The organism is Pseudomonas sp. 2995-1 (assembly GCF_002742505.1).
GTDB classification, from domain to species: Bacteria; Pseudomonadota; Gammaproteobacteria; order Pseudomonadales; family Pseudomonadaceae; genus Aquipseudomonas; species Aquipseudomonas sivasensis.
The window spans coordinates 1-18,436 of record NZ_LJSA01000349.1 but is presented as its reverse complement, the minus strand read 5'-3'; the positions used below and the strand labels follow the sequence as shown (position 1 = coordinate 18,436).

The window sequence follows — 18,436 nt, the reverse complement described above, 5'->3', positions numbered from 1 at the left end:
TTTCGTTGACGCTGCAAACGACCGTTTCAGTGACCAGGTTGATCAGTGCTCGGGCAAATTCCTAGCTGATCTTCATGCGGCTAACGTGTGACGCTTGCCAAACAGCGCCACACTCGCCACCCCCACCGCCCCCATCACCACGCAATACCCCACGCAAATCCATGGGCTCGTAGGCATTAACGCGATCAGCATCAGCGGTGTGGTGCTCGCCCACAGCGCATAGGCAATGTTGTAGGTAAAGGAAATCCCCGACACCCGCACCTGCGCCGGAAACAGCCCGACCATCACCGACGGCACCGCGCCCACCACGCCGCAGCTCAAGCCCGCCAAGGCGTACGCCGCGCCCAGCCACACGCCGCCATTGATCAGGCTGGCGTACAACACCGCGATGCCCATTGGCAGCAACAGGCTGTAAACCAGCACCGCGCGCCAGGCGCCGATGCGGTCAACCAGCAGGCCGGCGAGGACGCAGCCGATGTTCAGGAACACGATGCCCAAGGCGCTCAGGGCGAAGGTGTGGCTGGGGCTCATGCCGAAGGTTTTTTGCATCATGGTCGGGGTGATGACGACAAGGACCACCACCGCAGAGGTGAGCACACAAGTGAGGATCATCGCCGGCAACAATACGGCGCGGTGGTCGCGCAGTACGGTGCGCAGGGGCAGTTCGGCAGCGGCTTGGCGGCGGGCCTGCATTTCGAGGAACACCGGGGTTTCGCTGAGCCAGCGGCGCAGCCATACGCCGATCACGCCGAACACACCGCCGAGCAGGAACGGGAAACGCCAGGCGTAATCGAGGATTTCGGCCGGGGTGAAGACTTGCGCCAGCAGCGTGGCCGTCAAGGCACCTAGCAGGTAACCGAAGGTCAGGCCAGCTTGCAGGAAGCCCAACGCATACCCACGGTGATTGCGCGGCGCGTGCTCGGCGACGAAGGTCCAGGCACTGGGCACTTCACCGCCCACCGCCGCGCCTTGCAGCACGCGCAGCGCCAGCAGGATCAGCGGGGCGAAATAACCGATTTGCGCGTAGGTCGGCATAATCCCGATCAGCAGGCACGGCAGCGCCATCATCAGGATGCTTAGGCTGAACACGCGCTTACGCCCCAAGTGGTCAGCAAAATGCGCCATCAGGATCCCGCCCAACGGGCGCGCCAGGTAGCCGGTGACGAAGATGCCGAAGCTTTGCAGCAGGCGCAGCCACTCGGGCATTTCCGGGGGGAAAAACAGTTGGCTGAGGGTCAGCGCAAAAAACACGAAAATAATGAAATCGTAGATTTCCAAGGCACCGCCAAAGGCGGCCAGGCCCAGGGTTTTGTAGTCGGAGCGGGAAAAACGCTGCGCCTGTGAGGAAAAGGTGGCAGTCATGTAGAGGCTCGGCAGACAAACAAAATGGCGTGCAGGTTATGAGGTGAGCCGAAGGATGGCAATCGCCGCAGATATATTTGTTTTCCTCATGGATCGATGAAGATAACTGCATTCCCATATCAATGGCCGTGGAGGAACATGCGCGAAAACTGCCGCCCTCATAATAAATACAAGAGGTATGACCCGTGGCCGATGCTATCGAAGAAAGCCGCTATGCCCGATTTGCCCTGCGCTGTTCCAACTTCGCCGAACGCTGGTTCCCTGACTCCTGGGTATTTGCAGCCCTCGCGGTGATCATCGTCGCTGTGGCGACCCTGGGCATGGGCGCTGCGCCCACCGAGGCCGCCAAGGCGTTTGGCGATGGGTTCTGGAGCCTGATCCCGTTCACCATGCAGATGGCCTTCGTGGTGATCGGCGGTTACGTGGTCGCCAGTTCGCCGCCGGCAGTGAAACTGATTGACCGCCTGGCGCGCATCCCCAAGAACGGCCGTTCGGCCGTGGCCTGGGTGGCGTTGATTTCCATGGTCGCGTCGTTGCTCAACTGGGGCCTGTCCCTTGTGTTCGGGGGCTTGCTGGTAAGGGCACTGGCGCGGCGTACGGATCTGCGCATGGATTACCGCGCCGCGGGTGCTGCGGCGTATCTGGGTCTGGGCGCGGTGTGGGCACTGGGCTTGTCGTCGTCGGCCGCGCAGTTGCAGGCCAACCCGGCCAGCCTGCCGCCGTCGATTCTGTCGATCACCGGGATGATCCCGTTTACCGAGACCATCTTCCTGTGGCAATCCGGCGTGCTGTTATTGGCGCTGATCGTGGTGTCGCTGATCATCGCCTATGCCACCGCGCCCGGCCCGAACAGTGCCCGTGACGCCAAGGCCTGCGGCGTCGACCCAGCCTTCAACCTGCCCAAGCCGCAAGCACCGACCCGGCCTGGCGAATGGCTGGAACACAGCCCGCTGCTGACCATCTTGCTGGCACTGCTGGCGGCCGGTTGGCTGTTCCATGAGTTTTCGACCAAACCGGCGATCAGCGCCATCTCGGGACTCAACACCTACAACTTCCTGTTCATCATGGCCGGCGCCCTGCTGCACTGGCGCCCGCGAAGCTTCCTGGATGCCGTGGCGCGCGCAGTGCCAACCACCACTGGGGTGCTGATTCAATTTCCGCTGTACGGCTCGATTGCGGCACTGATGACGGTGGTTAAAGGCGGCGACGGCCAGACCCTGGCGCACCATATCTCGACCTTCTTCACCTCCATCGCGTCCCACGACACCTACGCGCTGCTGATGGGCGTGTACTCGGCGGTGCTGGGCTTCTTTATCCCGTCGGGCGGCGGCAAGTGGATCATCGAAGCACCGTACGTGATGCAGGTGGCCAATGACCTGCAATACCACCTGGGCTGGGCGGTGCAGATCTACAACGCAGCCGAGGCGCTGCCGAATTTGATCAACCCGTTCTATATGTTGCCGCTGCTGGGTGTGTTGGGGCTGAAGGCACGGGATCTGATCGGTTTTTCGTTTGTGCAGTTGCTGGTGCACACACCGTTAGTGTTGTTTTTGCTGTGGGCATTGGGGACAACGTTGAAGTATTTGCCGCCAGTGATGCCGTAGGTCACGACGTTTCTGATGAAACGCATAGGGGTTGTCCCACGCCATGCGGCGACAACCCCTGACTCCTCCTGCCCGCGCCCTTGATTAACCTGACCCGGATAAATCCTCACACTAGACCAAGGAATATCCGATGACCCCTCTATCCAAGACCCTGGAAACGCTGCTCAACGAAATTTACCAGGACGACAACGTATCGTTCGTCGAGTACAAGACCCTGCGCGACGAGGCCGATCGGCGCATGGACGCTGTTATCAGGGAGTTCGGCCTGCACAACAACGTGACGGCCTTCCAGAAAGCCATAGATGTGGCCATGCAGTTGCTGCAGACCAGCGTCATCGACGCCAAGAAAGACAAACTGACCGACACGGGCGAGGCCATCGTAAAAGATGCGATAACAGCCCAAGTAGAGTACTTGCGTGCCGGCAGCCAGTTGGCGCTGCGGCTGCTTTAAGCGCCTGTCTTCGTTCCGTCATATTGCGTTGCTACCGTCCTGCGAAATATCTTGCAACAACTCGCCAGCAAGGACTCCCGCAATGAGTGACGAGCACGAAGACCGCCCTTCCCCTGATTCCATCCCCCAACCATCTGTAGACAGCAGCCGCCGGCGTTTCCTGGGTGGTGCGGCGGTGTTGGGGGTGGGTGCGACCTTGAGTGCCTGCGGCAACACCAGCGAAGTGCCCGGAAAACCGGTAGCGCGACCGCTCACACCTCAAGAGCTGGACAAGGCCTTGCACGACCAGGTGAAAACCGTGGTAGTGATCTATGCCGAGAACCGCAGTTTCAACAATCTGTTTGCGGATTTCCCAGGTGTCGAGAAACCGCTCTCCGCGCTTTCCGCGACCGATACTCAGCAACGCGACCGCGACGGCAGCCTGTTGACCACCCTGCCACCGGCCTGGGGCGGTGTGCTGCAAGTCGGCCCGCAAACCGTGGACGGGGTGACCTACCCCAGCGAAGTGCAATTCCAGGAAAACCTGCCCAACGCCCCTTTCGACCTCAAGGGCCCGAGTGGCGAGGACCTGCCCTTGAGCCTTGTCACCCGCGACTTGTGGCACGTGTTTTACCAGAACCAGATGCAGATTAACGGCGGCAAGAACGATGGCTTCGTTGCCTGGGCGGACTCCGGCGGGCTGGTGATGGGCCGTTACGCCCAAAGCCGCTATTCCCTGCGCCTGTGGGACGTGGCCAAGGAGTTTGTGCTCTGCGATAACTTCTTCCAGGGCGCATTCGGCGGTTCATTCCTTAACCATCAATACCTGATCAGCGCTACGGCGCCGGTGTATCCGAACGCAGCAGCGTCGGTGGCCAAGGCGCAGATCGCCACGCTGCAAAGCGATGACCCCACCGACACGCGCCTCAAACCGCTGGAAAAATCTCCAGCAAGCGCCATGACCGGTCCACCGCAATTCGGCCCCAGCGCGCTGACGCCGGACGGTTACGCAGTCAATACCTTGGCCCCGCCCTACTGGCCGACCTGGATTCGCGACCCGCAGAATCCGGACTATTCCAAGCCCGACCTGCCAAACGTGCTGGTGCCACAGACCCACGAGCACATCGGCGACAAGCTGTCGAAAAAAAACGTCGACTGGGCTTGGTACGCCGGAGCCTGGCAAGCGACGCTGGATCAGTTCAAGGATTCAGGAGGTATTCCGAAAATCCCGAATTTCCAATACCACCACCAGCCGTTCAACTACTTCAAAAAACAGGGCCCCGAGAACCGTGCCGAGCGCGACAAGCGCCTGCGCGATGGGGGATTGGGCGATGAGTCCAGCACCAACAAGTTTTTCGCCGATGCCCAGGCCGGCAAGCTGCCGGCGGTGACGTTCTATAAACCCCAGGGCAACCTGAACATGCACGCTGGTTACGCCGACGTGGCCTCGGGCGATCGCCATATTGCCCGCGCCTTGAAGGTACTGCAGGAAAGCCCACAGTGGAAAAACATGGTCGTGGTCGTCACCGTCGATGAAAACGGCGGCTGGTGGGACCACGTCGCACCGCCTAAGGGTGATCGCTGGGGCCCTGGCACGCGGGTTCCGGCGCTGGTGGTATCGCCGTTCGCACGTAAAGGCACGGTGGACCATACGGTATACGACACCGCATCAATCCTGCGATTGATCACCCGAGTCTTCCAATTGGAGACGCTGGACGGTCTCAAACAGCGCGATGATGCAATGATCGCCCGTGGCCAGAAGCCCATGGGCGATTTGAGCAACGCGTTGCAGTTCAACGTGTAGGACGCTTATCCAATAGCGACACGCCCGGCGATTTAGCACGCGGTTTTCCTGGTCAGCCGCTACTGTGAGGAGGTGGGCTTTCATCCCGCGCAGACGGGCTTTCGCTGACAAGGAACCAACTATGCTTACATCGACCAGGCTGTATTTGACCCTGGCCGCACTGATGGCCAGTGCGGTCGTTCAAGCCGATATCGAAGTACCGCTGGGCAGCACGCAGCGTGTCACCCAGTTGTTCGCTTACCCCAACAACTGCAACGTCATCTGCTTTCGGCCTTGGACGCTGGAGCAGACCGTCGAGCACTACCTGAACCAGAGCGTGCAGCGCGACGGCTACAGCCGGGCCAAGGTCAGCGTCAAAGTCCATGATGGCCTGGTGGCCGCGACCTTCAGCGGCGTACCTGACAGTTATGGCCAGCCCCTGACGGCACTGCTCAATACCGCCGACCTCGCCTACCAAGGCGCCAGCAAGCTCAACAGCGACGGTAAATGGGCGTTTAACTGGTACCTGTTCCTGCCGTTGGGCATGGCGTTGGAAAACCGCAAAAGCATCGAGTTGATGCACTTCCCGCCGGACTACTCACTCACTCAGGCACAGGATTACCTGGAATCGAAAACCACGGATCGCTGGGCCGACTTGCTCACCGACAACGGGGTGCCGGCCGCCGAAACCCCGGCCTACCAGACCATGATCGACATCGCCCCCATCGCCGCACCGTCCACGGCGGGCAAAGAGCTGGAGGGCGTCTACAGCTACTTCACCAATTATCAGACCCGCATGGTCAAGGAATTGAGCCTCCAGCCCGACGGCTCGTTGCCGATGGTGGCGTTCGGGGCACCGGTGCGTAGCTGGATCAAGCAGCAATACGGGCAAACCGTGAATGTGCTCGGGCTGGCGCAGATAAGCCCGGCCGAGGGCAAAAGCGTTTCAGTACTGGGTGCCAACCATCCCAGCTACATTTGGTATGCAGCCGACCCCGAATCTTATGACGGCGATGAGCAAAAGGCCGACGAGGCGGGCTTGAAGGTGATGGGCCAGGATCTTAGCGCCGCCTGCTGGCAGGCCGGGATGGGCCAGAAACCGGCGAGCGATCCGAATGTGCTGCTTAAGGCCTGCATGAATACCTGGCAGGTCACGCGCAAAGAACAGACCTGTGAATTGTTCTACACCTCGGTGCGCAAACTGAGCCAGGAGCAAGCCAATGCCAAGTGTGCAACGCCAGCAATAAAAACTCAGTTGAAACAATTGAGGAACGCCGCCCCAGCTCCCTTCAATACGGAACCTGCGTTGTAAATCCCACAAAAAAAAGATCCGATTTCTACTGTCAGATTTGACAGTAGAAATCGGATCCAACTTAAGCGAATGTTTAGCCGCGCCCATCCGCTGCAAGACTGGTAGTCAGACACCACCCGCAGGTCGATGCAGCCTAACCAAGGAGAGTTATGAAAACTCAGGCCATGGACAAGGCTAGAACTGCTGTGACTGAATGCTTATATCCGTTCAAGACGCTGCGAATTGAGCAAGGCTACCCCTCGTCCGAGCATTTCAAAGTCGTAAGCACCGCAAATGACATGGAAGGCGGGGTCAAGGCGCGCACAGCCTTTGACAGCCGCATACGCATTGCTCATGTCTCCGGCTATGCCGTGGGCGAGAGACGCCCGCATACGCTGCAGCTATCACCGCGCATCCACTTGTACGATTGCTGGTTCTGCGGCCTGTTGCGGCACTCCTGCAATCCGAATGTATTCTTCGACACCACGTACCTGGAGCTCTGGACCGTGCAACCTATCGCCGCCGGCGCCTGGCTGACCCTGGACTACGCCAGCACTGAGGACGTGCTGTTCCGGCAGTTCGCTTGCCAATGCGGCGAACTGAACTGCCGGGGCTGGATCACTGGCAGCCAGGAGCCATTGAACGCCGAAGGCCAAGCGTTCATGGCGCAGTGGCGAATGCGCAAACGACCTTAGGCTTCGCCCAACGGCCGCAAGCGATATTGCGGCGGTAGTTGCTCGAAGCCACTGATGGTGGTGTTCAAACTCTTCCAGCGGCCATCCTTGATGCCGTAGATGCAACCATGGATCGACAGGCTTTGCCCCCGGTGCCAGGCGTTTTGCACAATGCTGGTGTGGCCTACGTTGGCCACCTGCTGAATCACGTTCAGCTCGCACATGCGATCGACGCGTTCCTCTTCGGTCGGCAATTGGGCCAGCACGTCGCGGTTTTCGTAATACAAGTCGCGAATGGTGCGCAGCCAGCCGTCGATCAGGCCGAACTGGCGATCCTGCATCGAAGCCCGCACACCGCCACAGCCATAGTGGCCGGTAACAAGGATGTGTTTGACCTTGAGCACGTCGACTGCGTACTGGATAACCGACAGGCAGTTGAGGTCGGTGTGCAACACCACGTTGGCCACGTTGCGGTGCACGAACAGATCACCCGGCAGCATGCCGACGATCTCGTTGGCCGGTACGCGGGCGTCGGAGCAGCCGATCCACAGGTATTCCGGGGTTTGCTGGCGGGCGAGCTTGGCGAAGAATTCGGGATCTTCCTGTTTGATCGCGTCCGCCCAGCGTTCATTGTTATCAAGCAGGTCTTGTAGTTCGTTCATCAGGGAAAGCCTCAGGAATGATGCGCAGTTTTGTGACTGACGACCTTTCGTCCAGGTCACGCGATGCGCAAATTAGCTTGAATCTTTGGCGAGCCGTGCCTGTCCACACACTATAAGCCCCACAGTATGAGGATTGGCCATGACTGAATCACGACGTCCCTACGGCGCTACACAGCCCGAACCGATTGACGACAACGAAGATCGCATGGGCTCGATGCGCGAGCTGGATTTTGACGATGAGGCGCCGACGGCGGAAATCGGCGATGAAATCCCGCCCCGCGAACGCGAACACCTGATGCCCGACGAACGGGTACGTGAAGCCGGTCTGACTGGCGCTTCGACGGATGACCACGAGCCGACCGATGACGATATGAGCCCGGAAACCCTGATCCATGAAGATGGCGCACGGGATGCCCGGGAGGCGGGTGAAGACAACCCGGCAGATTTTGACCTGAGCATTGTGGATGAAGATGAAATTGGCGGCGGCAATGGCTTGGATGAAGCGGAGCTGGCTGATCTGGACCCGGTAGACGGAAACCGCTGACACTGCGCAAATCCAAATGTGGGAGGGGCGGTAAGACGATTCGACTTGCCTCTCCCACACTGGATCGCGTGTTTAATCGACCAAGGTGCAGGCCATGACGACCGCATCTTCGCGCCCGCCGACAGCCGGGTAGTAGTCCCGGCGACGCCCAATCTCGTTGAAGCCATAACGCTCATACAGGCGGAAAGCGCCGGTATTGCTGTCGCGCACTTCCAAGAAGCATTCGCGCGCCTTGGCAGCATAAGCGCGGGACATCAGGTGCTCCAGCAACGCCAACCCCAGGCCACGGCCCTGGTTTTCCGGCTTGACAGTGATGTTCAGCAAATGCGCCTCATCAAGGATGATCTGCACTACGCCGTGGCCCACTTGCTGCTCGCCTTCGAACATCAGCCAGATCTGGTACTTGCCCAGCCCATCGAGAAAGATCCCGCGAGTCCAGGGGTGGCTGAACGCCGCGTATTCGATTTTCAGCACGGCATCGAGGTCAGCCTCGGTCATCGGGCGGAAGGATAAAGCCTCACTCATCGGTTGTTTTCCAGCGCGCCATCAGCCGGCGCATGGCTTGCCAGACATCAGCCTTACGCTGTGGCTCTTCCATTAATAATTCCAGGCCCGGCAGGGCCCATACAGAACCCAGGCCCTCGACCTGCAGTTCGCGGTACCAGGACTCGGCATTCGCCTCGCCGGCAAACCGCACGGCGGGGAGGCCGATCAGCCACAGGCATACACAGGGTTCGTCTTCCAGGCGCGCCGAGACAAAGCCTTGCACAAAGTCCCGCGCCGCTTCAGGGCCCTGGTCCATGGTGCCGCGCACCAACAGCGGCCAGCGTACCGGGTCCCCGACGATTTGCGGGCTGTCAGGCAGACCCGCAGCGCGCAGCATGTCTTTGAGCAGCATGTAGGCGGGGTCGCGCGTCTGGAAGCGTTCACCGGTGGGCAATTCCACCAACAGCAGACAGCGCCCGGCCCGCAGCAATTGCAGGGCAAAGCGCGGCGGCGGCACTACCGGGGCCTTGACCACCGGGGCTTCTGCTTCGGCGACCACGGGCTTGGCCACCGGCGACGGACGTGGCACTTCGATCTTGGTGCGTTCGACCGCCGGGCGCGCCTGCGGCTCTGGCTTGACGACTGCCACCGGTGCAGCGGCCTCCTCGCCAGAGGTCTCGAACGCGTCATAAGGCTCAAGCGCCTGCAGCAACTCGGGCCGCGACGGCGCGGCAAACGGCAGTTCGGTGCGGGGCAGCCAGTTGACCACCTGCATGGCGGTCAAGTAAGCGCGACGTCGGGACTCGATAAGCACAGCTCGGCCACTTGTGGATAAGTAAAGAGCGGGGATTCTACCGCTGTTCGGTAACAATCGCCCACTGCGCACTGACCGGCTGTGGATAAATCCCACGCCTGATGCAGTACAATCGCGACTTTTAATCGCCAACCAGCCGGCCATTCCCATGATCGAACCCAAGCGCGTCCTGCGCGCCCTCGCCGAACACTGGGCCTTACTTGAGCCACTGTGCGAACACTTCGACCAAGGCACCCTGAGCCTGAGCGAGCTGCGCGCACAACTGGCCGCCCAACAACTGGACAGCACGCCCCAGGACATCACTAGCCTGCTGGACGTGTGGATTCGCTTGGATATCCTGGTGCCTGTCGCCAAGAGCCCGAACCGTTTCGAGCTCAACGCGCAGATCCACGACTTCCTGGCGTATCTTCGCAAGGAGCACCGGCTTGGCCTGTGCCTGGAAATCGAAGCTTACCTGCGCCATCTTGAGCGCCTGGCCGGTTATATCCAGGACGCCTTCGACATCCGCGATGGTCACGACCTGGCCCGGCAACTGCGCCTGCTGGATATGCGCGTGCGGGATGTGCTGAAAAAACTCGCCAACGACGAACAAGCCCTCGCGGCCGTGGCCGACCGTGCCAAGACCAGCGACCGGCAGATCCCGTTGCGCCAGCGTTACGCCGAAGTCCTGGCGACCTGGGACGAATATGTCGAACCGATGATCCAGTTGGTGAACGCCGACGGCGCCTTCGAGCAAGGCGTGCGCAAGGTCGAGAATGTGCTGCTGCGCATGCTCACCGAGCAGCAGCGCCTTGGCCACCTGGTGGACGACGACATGCTGCTGCGCACCCACGCGCGCATCCTCGAAATGCAGACCAGTGCCCAACTGACCTTGCGTCATGCGCGGGAGCTGCTGTTGCCACTGCGAGAGGAAGCACGCCGGCACAACGCCGTGACCCGTGGCGCCGCGCTGGCATTATCGGCCATCCGCCGTAAAGGCCTGGACGCTGTGCCGCAGGCGGCGATGCCCATGTTCACCCGGCCGCAAAGCACCTTCCTGGGTAGTGCCAGCCAGGTCGAGGCCTATGTGTACGCCCTGGCGAATTTCGAGCCGAAACCGGCGCGATTCCCCAAGGCGCACAAATCCCACAAGGGCGAAGCCCAACGCGCGCCGCGTACGGTCAAGGAAATGCTGGAGCGTTGCGAAGATGCTCTGCCAATGCCGGACCTGATGAACTGGCTGCTGGAGCAGGAACCGGACGGCGCCACCGACGAATTGCTGTACTGGTTCTCGCGGCTCTCGCGGGAAAAACGCTTCAAGCGCGAACGCCTGGAACGCCGCGATTACCACACACACGAGCACCAGGTCAGCCTGCGCTCCTTCGCCCTGCTCCCGGCCAGCACCGACTCCGCCGAGAATTCTGCGAGCACCCCTTATGCATCTTGATCTATCCGAACTGTCCCAGCTGGCGCCGATCTTTCGCGAGCTGTTCAAGGGTTACCACGTCAGCCGCCGCGACCCGGAGCTGTACGCGCAACTGTCGAACTTCCAAGACCAGTACCGCACGCTGTTCCGGGCGCTGGGTTTTGAGCTGGTCTGCGATACACGAGGCTTCTACTACTTCGTGCCGGACTCGGCGATCACCAGCGCACAGGTCAACAAGACCGCGCAACGCCTGGCGCTGTTCACCTTCATCATCGTCGAGCACTTGGCCGACCAGGGCCGCGATCCGATCGCCGTGCTCGACGGCGGCAGCCTTGGACGGGATGAGTTGCCGTCGCTGCTGGAAAAATACCGCGATCTGTTTATCCAGGCCGAAGTGCAGACCCAGGAAGAACTCGAAGAAAAAATCATGCGCCGCATGACGCAGTTGGGTTTTGCCAGCGAAGACAACGGCATCTATCGCTTCCTGCCGCCGATGCACCGCTTCCTCGACGTGTGCCTGTCGGTGCAACAAGACCGCGACCTCGCCGCCAGCGTGCACAGCGTATTGCCATTGCCAGCGCCAGTGATCATCGACGAAGACAGCGATGAAAAACTGCTGAAAACCGATGATCCGCTGGACCTAAGCGACTTCGCAGAAGAAAGCGAAGAAGACGCACTGGCCCGTGCCATTGCCGAAGAACAGGAGACCGACGCATGAGCAAGGAACGCTACGGCATCCGCCGCTTCGCCCTATTGAACACCGCCGGTTACAGCCTCGGTTTGTTCCCGCTGGAAGAGCCGCTATCGGTGTATGGCGCGAACAACCTGGGTAAATCCGCATCGATCAACGCCTTGCAGTTCCCGATCCTGGCGCGCATGTCGGACATGAGTTTCGGCAAGTACACGTTGGAGCAATCGCGCCGTTTCTACTTTGCAACCGACACCAGCTACATCCTGGTGGAAGTGTCCCTGCCCCACGGTCCGCACGTGATCGGTGTGGTAGGACGCGGCCCGGGTGGCGGTTTCGGTCACCAGTTCTTCGCTTACGCGGGCAAGCTGGACCTGGCTCACTACCAAAAGAACGACACGTGCCTGCGTCAGAAAGAACTGTTTACCAACCTTGAGCGCGAGGGTCTGAAAGCCTACGAACTCAAGCCGGATGAACTGCGCCGTTTGCTGGTGGGCGGCCACACGTCGATCCCCCTGGACCTTACGCTGATCCCGCTGCGTTCCACCAGCGAACAGAGTCTGAAGACCTTCCGCGCGCTGTTTATCAACTTGCTGCATATGCGCGAAATCACGGCGGCCAAGCTCAAGCAATTGTTCCTCGATGCCTTCGAACACAGCCTGCGTTCCGGCAGTGTGGACTACATCGCCGCGTGCGAAGAAGCCTTCCGCGATGTGCGACGTATGGAACAGGATTACAACTCCCTGGTCGCAGCGGGCCCGTTGGTCGAGGCACTGGCCAATGGCGTTCGGCAGCGCGACACATTGCGCGGCAAACTGCATCGCCTGTCGCCATTGCTCGACTCGTTGCTGGGCACTTGGTCGGACTACGCCAGTGCACGTAAGGAAGAGCTGACGATCCAGGCCGAACACTATCGCAACGAGCAGGACGCGCTGCAGAACGACCAGCGTGGCGGCACCCAAGAGCTGATGCGCCTGGAGCGTGAGATCAGCGGCATCCAGCGTTGGTTGGGCGAGCTGTCGGTGCTCAAGCATCGCTTTGCCCTGGTGGATGACGTGAAGGTCCTGGAGCAACAACTGCTGGCGGCCAAGGATGCTCACGATGAACTGGCCGGCGCTTTGGCGCAGTCACGCCAGTTCAGCGCCGAGGATTTGGACGAGCGTCTGCGGGATCTGGAAAAGCGTTTGAAGTCGGTCAAGCAGCAGCTTGATCACGCAGACAACAACAGCTACGCCAAGCTGCGGGAAGAATTCTCACAGCAGGATGTCGAGCGTCTGATGCGTCTGTTCAACAGTTCGTTGTTCAGCCTCCCGTTGGGTGAACACGGCATCACGCTGGATGAGGACGGCCAGTGGGTCAAATCCCTGGAGCAGATCCTCGATGGCTTCAAGGGCGAGCGTTTCGAAGTGCCGGGGCTGTCCATCGACATCTCGCACATCGAACCACCGGCGTTGCAGGCCCTGGCAGATCGCGCCGCATTGCGCGACCAGAAAGAGCGCCTGGAAAAAGAACTCAAGCAGCTCAAGACGCAGCAGGCTGTAACTTCCGACCGCGCGGCGAGCAAGACCCAAACCGAGGCTCTGTACCAGCAAGTGCTGGACGCGCAAAAGGCCTTGGAAGATTTCCGCCGTGCGCAAACCCTGAGCGCCGAAGAAGGCGAGAAGCTGGAAAACCTGGCGCAGATGGAAGCCGCTCAGGACGAATTGAAGCGGTCCAGTGATGCATTTACCGAGCGCGTTCAGCAACTGTCGGCCAAGCTCCAACTGGTCGGTCGGCAGATCGGTGATATGGAAGCCAAACAGCGTACGCTTGATGACGCCTTACGCCGTCGTCAGTTGCTGCCCGCGGACTTGCCGTTCGGTACGCCGTTCATGGACCCGGTCGACGACTCCATGGACAACCTGTTGCCATTGCTCAACGACTATCAGGACAGCTGGCAAGGTCTGCTGCGCGCTGATGGCCAAATCGAGGCGCTGTATGCGCAGGTGCGCCTCAAGGGCGTCGCCAAGTTCGACAGCGAGGATGACGTCGAGCGTCGCCTGCAACTGTTGATCAATGCCTATGCGCACCGCACCGATGAGGCGCTGACCCTCGGCAAGGCACGCCGTGCGGCGGTCACTGATATCGCGCGGACCTTGCGTAACATCCGTAGCGACTACGACAGCCTTGAGCACCAACTGGCGCTGTTCAACCGCGAGATCAACAAGCGCCAGGTGTCCAACCTGCAAAGCTTCCGTATCGTGCTGGCGCCGAATAAGGAAGCCCTCAAGCATATCGACCAGATCATCCACAGCGCGGGTCAGTACGAGGAAGGTGAAACCTTGTCGGTCTTCGACCTCAGCCAGAGCGCCGAGCAAGACAACAAGAACGAAGAGGCCAAGGAATACCTCGCACGCCTGGTGGCGGCTAACCATAACCAACTGGGCCTCAAGGATCTGTTCGAGCTGGCTTTCGAGATCACCAAGGTGCATGGCCAGCCGGTGATTCACACCGACATCGACGGTGCGGCGTCCAACGGCACCACCATGACCATCAAGGCGCTGACCAACATGTATTTGTTGCTGCACTTGATGGACCGCGACCAGGCCGGGCGTGTGCGCTTGCCGTATTACCTTGATGAAGCAGCGGACATCGATGAAAAGAACCAGGCCGCATTGCTGGAAACCAGCTTGCAGCTGGGCTTCGTGCCGATCCTGGCCAGTGTGAAGCCGCAGGTGTCTGCCCAGGTGGCAATCGACCTGGAAGGCGGCAGCGGGCCGAACGGGATCTACATCGATGAGGCGGACTGGAAGTACATTCGTCGCCATGATGCAGTGAAGGCGACGGTGAATGCGCAGACGGATGAGCCGGAGTTGGATGAGGTCTGACGTATTGCGCTGAAATGCAAAAAGGCCGCGATCTTATGGATCGCGGCCTTTTTTTAGGGCAGGTTTTTGCAGTGCTTTTGAGGGCGCTATCGGACCTACTTGCCGAGCGGAATTTTAGGCGCCCAGGTCAGCCATTCATCCTCAACCTTGTCGAACAGCGGAAAGGTTTGCTGCGGCCGTGCAGCGTTGCCCATGCGCTCGCCGTCTGGCGTGGCGAAGGCGATACCGCCGGAAACCAGCGTCTCAAGGGATTCGGTGCGCACGGTGGCGCCTTTGAACAGGCCGAAGTCGAGACCGAAGCCACTGGTATTCCAGAAACGACTGCCACCGCGCACCAGCGATGCGTACTTGGGCTCGATCAGGATATGGATCAGCACACGGTCAGCGGTTTGGCCCAATTCGTAGCCAGTGACTTTGCCCACGGTAACTTCGCGGTAGGTAACGGGGACACCTTCCTTCAACGAGCCACGACGTGCGGCGCTGAGCGTGAGGCTCAAACCGTCTTCTCGTCGGACAGCTTCAGGCGGCTGGTCCAAGGCGACAAAGCTCTTTTGCGGACCGGAGCTTTTTACCGCTGGTTGCACTTCGATGTATTGGCCAGTGACCAGGGTTTCCAGGTTGGAGGTTTTCATCAGGCCCAGTTCCGGCTTGACCACCCAGAACTGGCTACCTGCACGCGCGATGCGGTCTGCCACCTGAGTGATGCGGGCGCTGAGGAGCACCGACTGCATATCGGCACTCAGGTCGACACTCTCGATCTTGCCGACATCAAGGCCTTTGAAACGTACGGCAGTGCCTGGGCGCAGGCCGTCGGCGCGGTCGACCTTGATGGTCACCAGCGTGCCATGCTGATTGGCGGCTTCACGGTCAGCGAACAAACGGAAACGCGGAATACGTTTTTTCAGCGGCACGTTTGGCTGGGGGGTTTCGAAGGCGATACCACCGGCCATCAGGCTGGCCAGAGATTCACTCTTGACCTGGATGCCGCCGGTGAGGCCGCCGGTCAGGGTGACACCGCTGGCATTCCAAAAGCGCGTGGAGCCATTGACCAGGTTTTCGTATTCCTTCTCGATGTGAACGCCAATCACCAGTTGCTTGTTCTTGCGCGAGAACTGGTAGCTCTGCACCGAACCGACCTTGACCTGCTTGTAGAGGATCGGGCTGCCAACATCCAGGGAGCCGAGGTTATCGGTGAACAGCACCATGTGCAGGCCCGGTGAACGCAGGTCCAGTGGTGGCGCTTTGGCGCGGGCAACATATTCGCGCTGCGGGGCGCTGCCCTTATCGCCAGGGCGGATGGCGATGTAGTTACCTTTTACCAACGCTTCCAGACCGGTGATGCCTGCCAGGGAGATGGACGGTTTCACAACCCAGAATTGGGTGTCCTGCACCAGGTAATCTTCGGCCAACGGATCGAGAGTCAACTCGGCATTGGCGCTGGAGAGGTCCGGGTCGATCTTCAGGGTTTTCAGACTACCCACCTGGATGCCTTTGTACATCACCGGCGTACGCCCAGCCTGCAGGCCTTCGAAGTCGGTAAGCTTGACCTTCACCCTGATACCAGCAGCGGCGGCGTCGAAGTCTTCATACAGACGGAAAGGCAGGCTTGGGTCGGTCGGGGGGCTGTCTTTGCGGTTCTCCGGCGTGGCGAAGGCGATACCACCCGCGACGATGCTGGAAAGAGACTCGCTGCGCACTTTTACACCGGAAAGGTTAGCGTCGATGCTGATGCCGCTGGCGTTCCAGAAACGCGTGTGTTTGCGCACCAGGTTGGCGTAAGTCGGCTCGATGTAGACCTTGATTTCAACGGTACTTTGATCTTCGGACAACAGGTAGCTTTTGACCTGGCCGACTTGGATTTGCTTGTAGAAGACTGGGCTGCCACGGTTCAGCGAGCCGAGACGATCAGCCTTGATGGTCAAGTGCAGACCGGGCTTGGCGTCGGATAACGGGGGCTCTTCAGAGAGCGCTTTGAATTTACGCGTGGGCTCACCATCGCCAGGGCTGGCGGCGATGTAGTTACCCGAGACCAGGGTTTCCAGGCCGGTGATGCCGGCGAGGCTGACGCTGGGCTTGACCAGCCAGAAGCGCGTGTTGGTCTTGAGGTATTGATCGACGTCCTTATTCATCTCGATGGTGGCGATCACCCCGCGATTGTTGCCCTCGTCATCCAAAGCCAAGGCTTTGACCTTGCCCACGGGCATGCCCTTGTAGACCACTTCAGTCTTGTTGACCTGAATGCCTTCGCCACTTTCGAAGCGCACTTGGATCTCGATGCCCTGTTGGGAATAGGCACGCCATCCCAGCCAGCCGCCGATGATCAGAGCAATCAGGGGCAACACCCAAATGGCCGACCAGTTGGAGGCTGGGCGGGTTTTAGCTTTAGGCAATTCACTCATGGTCGTCGTCCGACTCCGTGTTATCCCAAATCAGTCGGGGATCAAAAGTTACAGCGGCAAGCATCGTCAAGATCACCACACTGGCGAACGCCGCTGCGCCGAGGTTGGCCTCGACGCTGGCAAGCCGTCCAAAGTTTACGACCGCCACCAGGATGGCGATCACGAAGATATCCAACATGGACCAGCGCCCAATGAATTCGATAAAGCGGTACATCACAATGCGTTGTTGTGCAGAGAGCGGCTGGTGACGCTGCACCGAGAACAGTAGCAGGCCAATGCCAACCAGCTTGAATGTCGGCACCAGAATACTGGCGATAAATACCACGGCGGCGATGGGAAACATACCGTGCTGCACCAGTTGGATCACGCCAGCCATAATGGTGCTGGGGTCTCCCTGGCCCAATGAGTTGATGGTCATGATTGGCAGCAGGTTGGCGGGGATATATAGAATTGCGGCAGTGATCAGCAATGCCCAGGTGCGGGTAAGGCTGTTGGGACGGCGAGCATGGATCAGCGCACCGCAACGCGTGCAAATTTGCTCATCGGTATCTGCTTGCTGCTTGTTTAACTCGTGGCATTCGGTACAGATCAGAATGCCCGCATCAATCGCCCGCATGATCATCTTCCCCTGACAGTGCTTGCCAGATCTGATGCGGCGACATCACCACCTCAAGCAGAACCTGAACCATTAATAGACTGACGAAGCAGACCAAACCCAGGCCAATCGTGATGGAGGCCATGTCGGCAAGTTTTACGATAGCTACCAGTACGCCCATCAGGTAGACCTCCAACATTCCCCAATCTTTCATGTGGTGGTAGATGCGGTACAGCAGCAGGCCGTAACTACGCCCGATTTTCCAACGAATACTGAGCAGCACCGCCAATTGGCAAAGCAACTTGAGCAAGGGAATGCCCATGCTGCATAGAAACACTACAGCTGCGACGCCCTGCATGCCGGTGTCGAACAAGCCAACTACGCCACTCCAGACGGTGTCCTCTGAGGACTGCCCGAGTAGATTGAGCTTCATGATGGGAAGAAAGTTCGCGGGGATGTACAGCAACAGCGCCGCGAGAACCAGCGCGAGGCTACGTTCGACGACATTGTGGCGATGAGCGTACAGCTCATAGCCGCAGCGCGGACATTGCGCTTTTTCGCCGAGGGCGAGCACGGGTTTGCGCATCAGCAAGTCACACTCATGGCATGCCACTAGATCGTCCAGTGGTAAATCCGACACCTCAAGGGCATCAACCGGATCGGGCATAGTAGGGCTCTGGCTCTAAAAAAGGTTAGGTGCCTATTCTAGTGGTCTGGTTCAGAAATAACTGTGCAAATTTGTCGTGGACCTCTTCGCACTTTCCGCCCGCCCAAAACAAAACCCCATCTGCTTTCGCAAATGGGGTTTCGGAATTTAATCTTGACGATGACC

The 18,436-nt window shown here is 59.7% G+C and carries 16 protein-coding genes; 9 read left to right on the top strand and 7 right to left on the bottom strand.

Translation table 11 applies throughout. The annotated features are described in order from the left end of the window. Positions 1–72 precede the first annotated feature (72 nt). Positions 73–1,362, bottom strand: a complete 1,290-nt coding sequence (locus AOA61_RS13025) for an MFS transporter (RefSeq protein ID WP_099601905.1) — start codon at positions 1,360–1,362, stop codon at positions 73–75. Positions 1,363–1,547: 185 nt separating this feature from the next. Here AOA61_RS13025 and AOA61_RS13020 point away from each other — a divergent pair, with 185 nt between their 5' ends. The 5 genes from AOA61_RS13020 (at position 1,548) to AOA61_RS13000 (ending at position 7,165) form a co-directional block, all read left to right on the top strand. Beyond that, on the top strand, positions 1,548–2,966 hold the full coding sequence (locus AOA61_RS13020; RefSeq protein ID WP_032886043.1) for a short-chain fatty acid transporter: 1,419 nt from the start codon (positions 1,548–1,550) through the stop codon (positions 2,964–2,966). Positions 2,967–3,096: 130 nt separating this feature from the next. Next, the gene (locus AOA61_RS13015) at positions 3,097–3,417 is read left to right on the top strand and encodes a hypothetical protein (protein WP_095183744.1); all 321 of its coding nucleotides are present in this window, start codon (positions 3,097–3,099) and stop codon (positions 3,415–3,417) included. Between the two features lie 82 nt (positions 3,418–3,499). After that, positions 3,500–5,200 (top strand): acid phosphatase, encoded by a 1,701-nt coding sequence (gene acpA, locus AOA61_RS13010; RefSeq protein WP_099601904.1) that lies wholly within the window; start codon positions 3,500–3,502, stop codon positions 5,198–5,200. A 121-nt stretch (positions 5,201–5,321) separates the two neighbouring features. Further along, positions 5,322–6,491, top strand: coding sequence for a hypothetical protein (locus AOA61_RS13005; RefSeq protein WP_099601903.1), 1,170 nt, complete (start codon positions 5,322–5,324; stop codon positions 6,489–6,491). 149 nt (positions 6,492–6,640) lie between these two features. Beyond that, entirely contained in the window at positions 6,641–7,165 is a 525-nt protein-coding gene (locus AOA61_RS13000) for an SET domain-containing protein-lysine N-methyltransferase (RefSeq protein ID WP_095183741.1), read from the top strand. Here AOA61_RS13000 and can read toward each other — a convergent pair. Next, on the bottom strand, positions 7,162–7,806 hold the full coding sequence (can, locus tag AOA61_RS12995) for a carbonate dehydratase (protein ID WP_003188288.1): 645 nt from the start codon (positions 7,804–7,806) through the stop codon (positions 7,162–7,164). The genes AOA61_RS13000 and can overlap by 4 nt on opposite strands. A 139-nt stretch (positions 7,807–7,945) precedes the next feature. On the opposite strand from can, the gene AOA61_RS12990 reads away from it, so the two are divergent. Further along, positions 7,946–8,350: a serine kinase/phosphatase gene (locus AOA61_RS12990; protein WP_099601902.1), complete on the top strand. Its 405-nt coding sequence runs from the start codon at positions 7,946–7,948 to the stop codon at positions 8,348–8,350. A 72-nt stretch (positions 8,351–8,422) separates the two neighbouring features. Here the strand turns inward: AOA61_RS12990 and rimI are convergent, their stop codons facing one another. Together rimI and AOA61_RS12980 are read right to left on the bottom strand one after the other, a co-directional pair. Then, positions 8,423–8,875, bottom strand: a complete 453-nt coding sequence (gene rimI, locus AOA61_RS12985) for a ribosomal protein S18-alanine N-acetyltransferase (protein ID WP_032886035.1) — start codon at positions 8,873–8,875, stop codon at positions 8,423–8,425. Continuing rightward, positions 8,868–9,611, bottom strand: coding sequence for a hypothetical protein (locus tag AOA61_RS12980; protein WP_050442822.1), 744 nt, complete (start codon positions 9,609–9,611; stop codon positions 8,868–8,870). The genes rimI and AOA61_RS12980 overlap by 8 nt, the downstream gene beginning before the upstream one ends. A gap of 187 nt (positions 9,612–9,798) precedes the next feature. Here AOA61_RS12980 and mksB point away from each other — a divergent pair, with 187 nt between their 5' ends. The 3 genes from mksB to mksF are packed head-to-tail and all read left to right on the top strand — an operon-like array spanning position 9,799 to position 14,610. Beyond that, positions 9,799–11,076, top strand: coding sequence for an Mks condensin complex protein MksB (gene mksB, locus AOA61_RS12975; RefSeq protein ID WP_032886033.1), 1,278 nt, complete (start codon positions 9,799–9,801; stop codon positions 11,074–11,076). Next, entirely contained in the window at positions 11,066–11,773 is a 708-nt protein-coding gene (mksE, locus tag AOA61_RS12970) for an Mks condensin complex protein MksE (RefSeq protein ID WP_099601901.1), read from the top strand. The genes mksB and mksE overlap by 11 nt, the downstream gene beginning before the upstream one ends. Next, positions 11,770–14,610, top strand: coding sequence for an Mks condensin complex protein MksF (gene mksF, locus AOA61_RS12965; RefSeq protein ID WP_099601900.1), 2,841 nt, complete (start codon positions 11,770–11,772; stop codon positions 14,608–14,610). Before mksE ends, mksF begins: the two co-directional genes overlap by 4 nt. Before the next feature lie 95 nt (positions 14,611–14,705). On the opposite strand, the gene AOA61_RS12960 is transcribed toward mksF, so the two are convergent. The 3 genes from AOA61_RS12960 to AOA61_RS12950 are packed head-to-tail and all read right to left on the bottom strand — an operon-like array spanning position 14,706 to position 18,271. Then, the gene (locus AOA61_RS12960) at positions 14,706–17,009 is read right to left on the bottom strand and encodes a PqiB family protein (RefSeq protein ID WP_095183739.1); all 2,304 of its coding nucleotides are present in this window, start codon (positions 17,007–17,009) and stop codon (positions 14,706–14,708) included. Beyond that, entirely contained in the window at positions 17,002–17,625 is a 624-nt protein-coding gene (locus AOA61_RS12955; protein WP_032886029.1) for a paraquat-inducible protein A, read from the bottom strand. The genes AOA61_RS12960 and AOA61_RS12955 overlap by 8 nt, the downstream gene beginning before the upstream one ends. Continuing rightward, positions 17,612–18,271 (bottom strand): paraquat-inducible protein A, encoded by a 660-nt coding sequence (locus AOA61_RS12950; protein WP_032886028.1) that lies wholly within the window; start codon positions 18,269–18,271, stop codon positions 17,612–17,614. The genes AOA61_RS12955 and AOA61_RS12950 overlap by 14 nt, the downstream gene beginning before the upstream one ends. Positions 18,272–18,436: the final 165 nt, after the last annotated feature.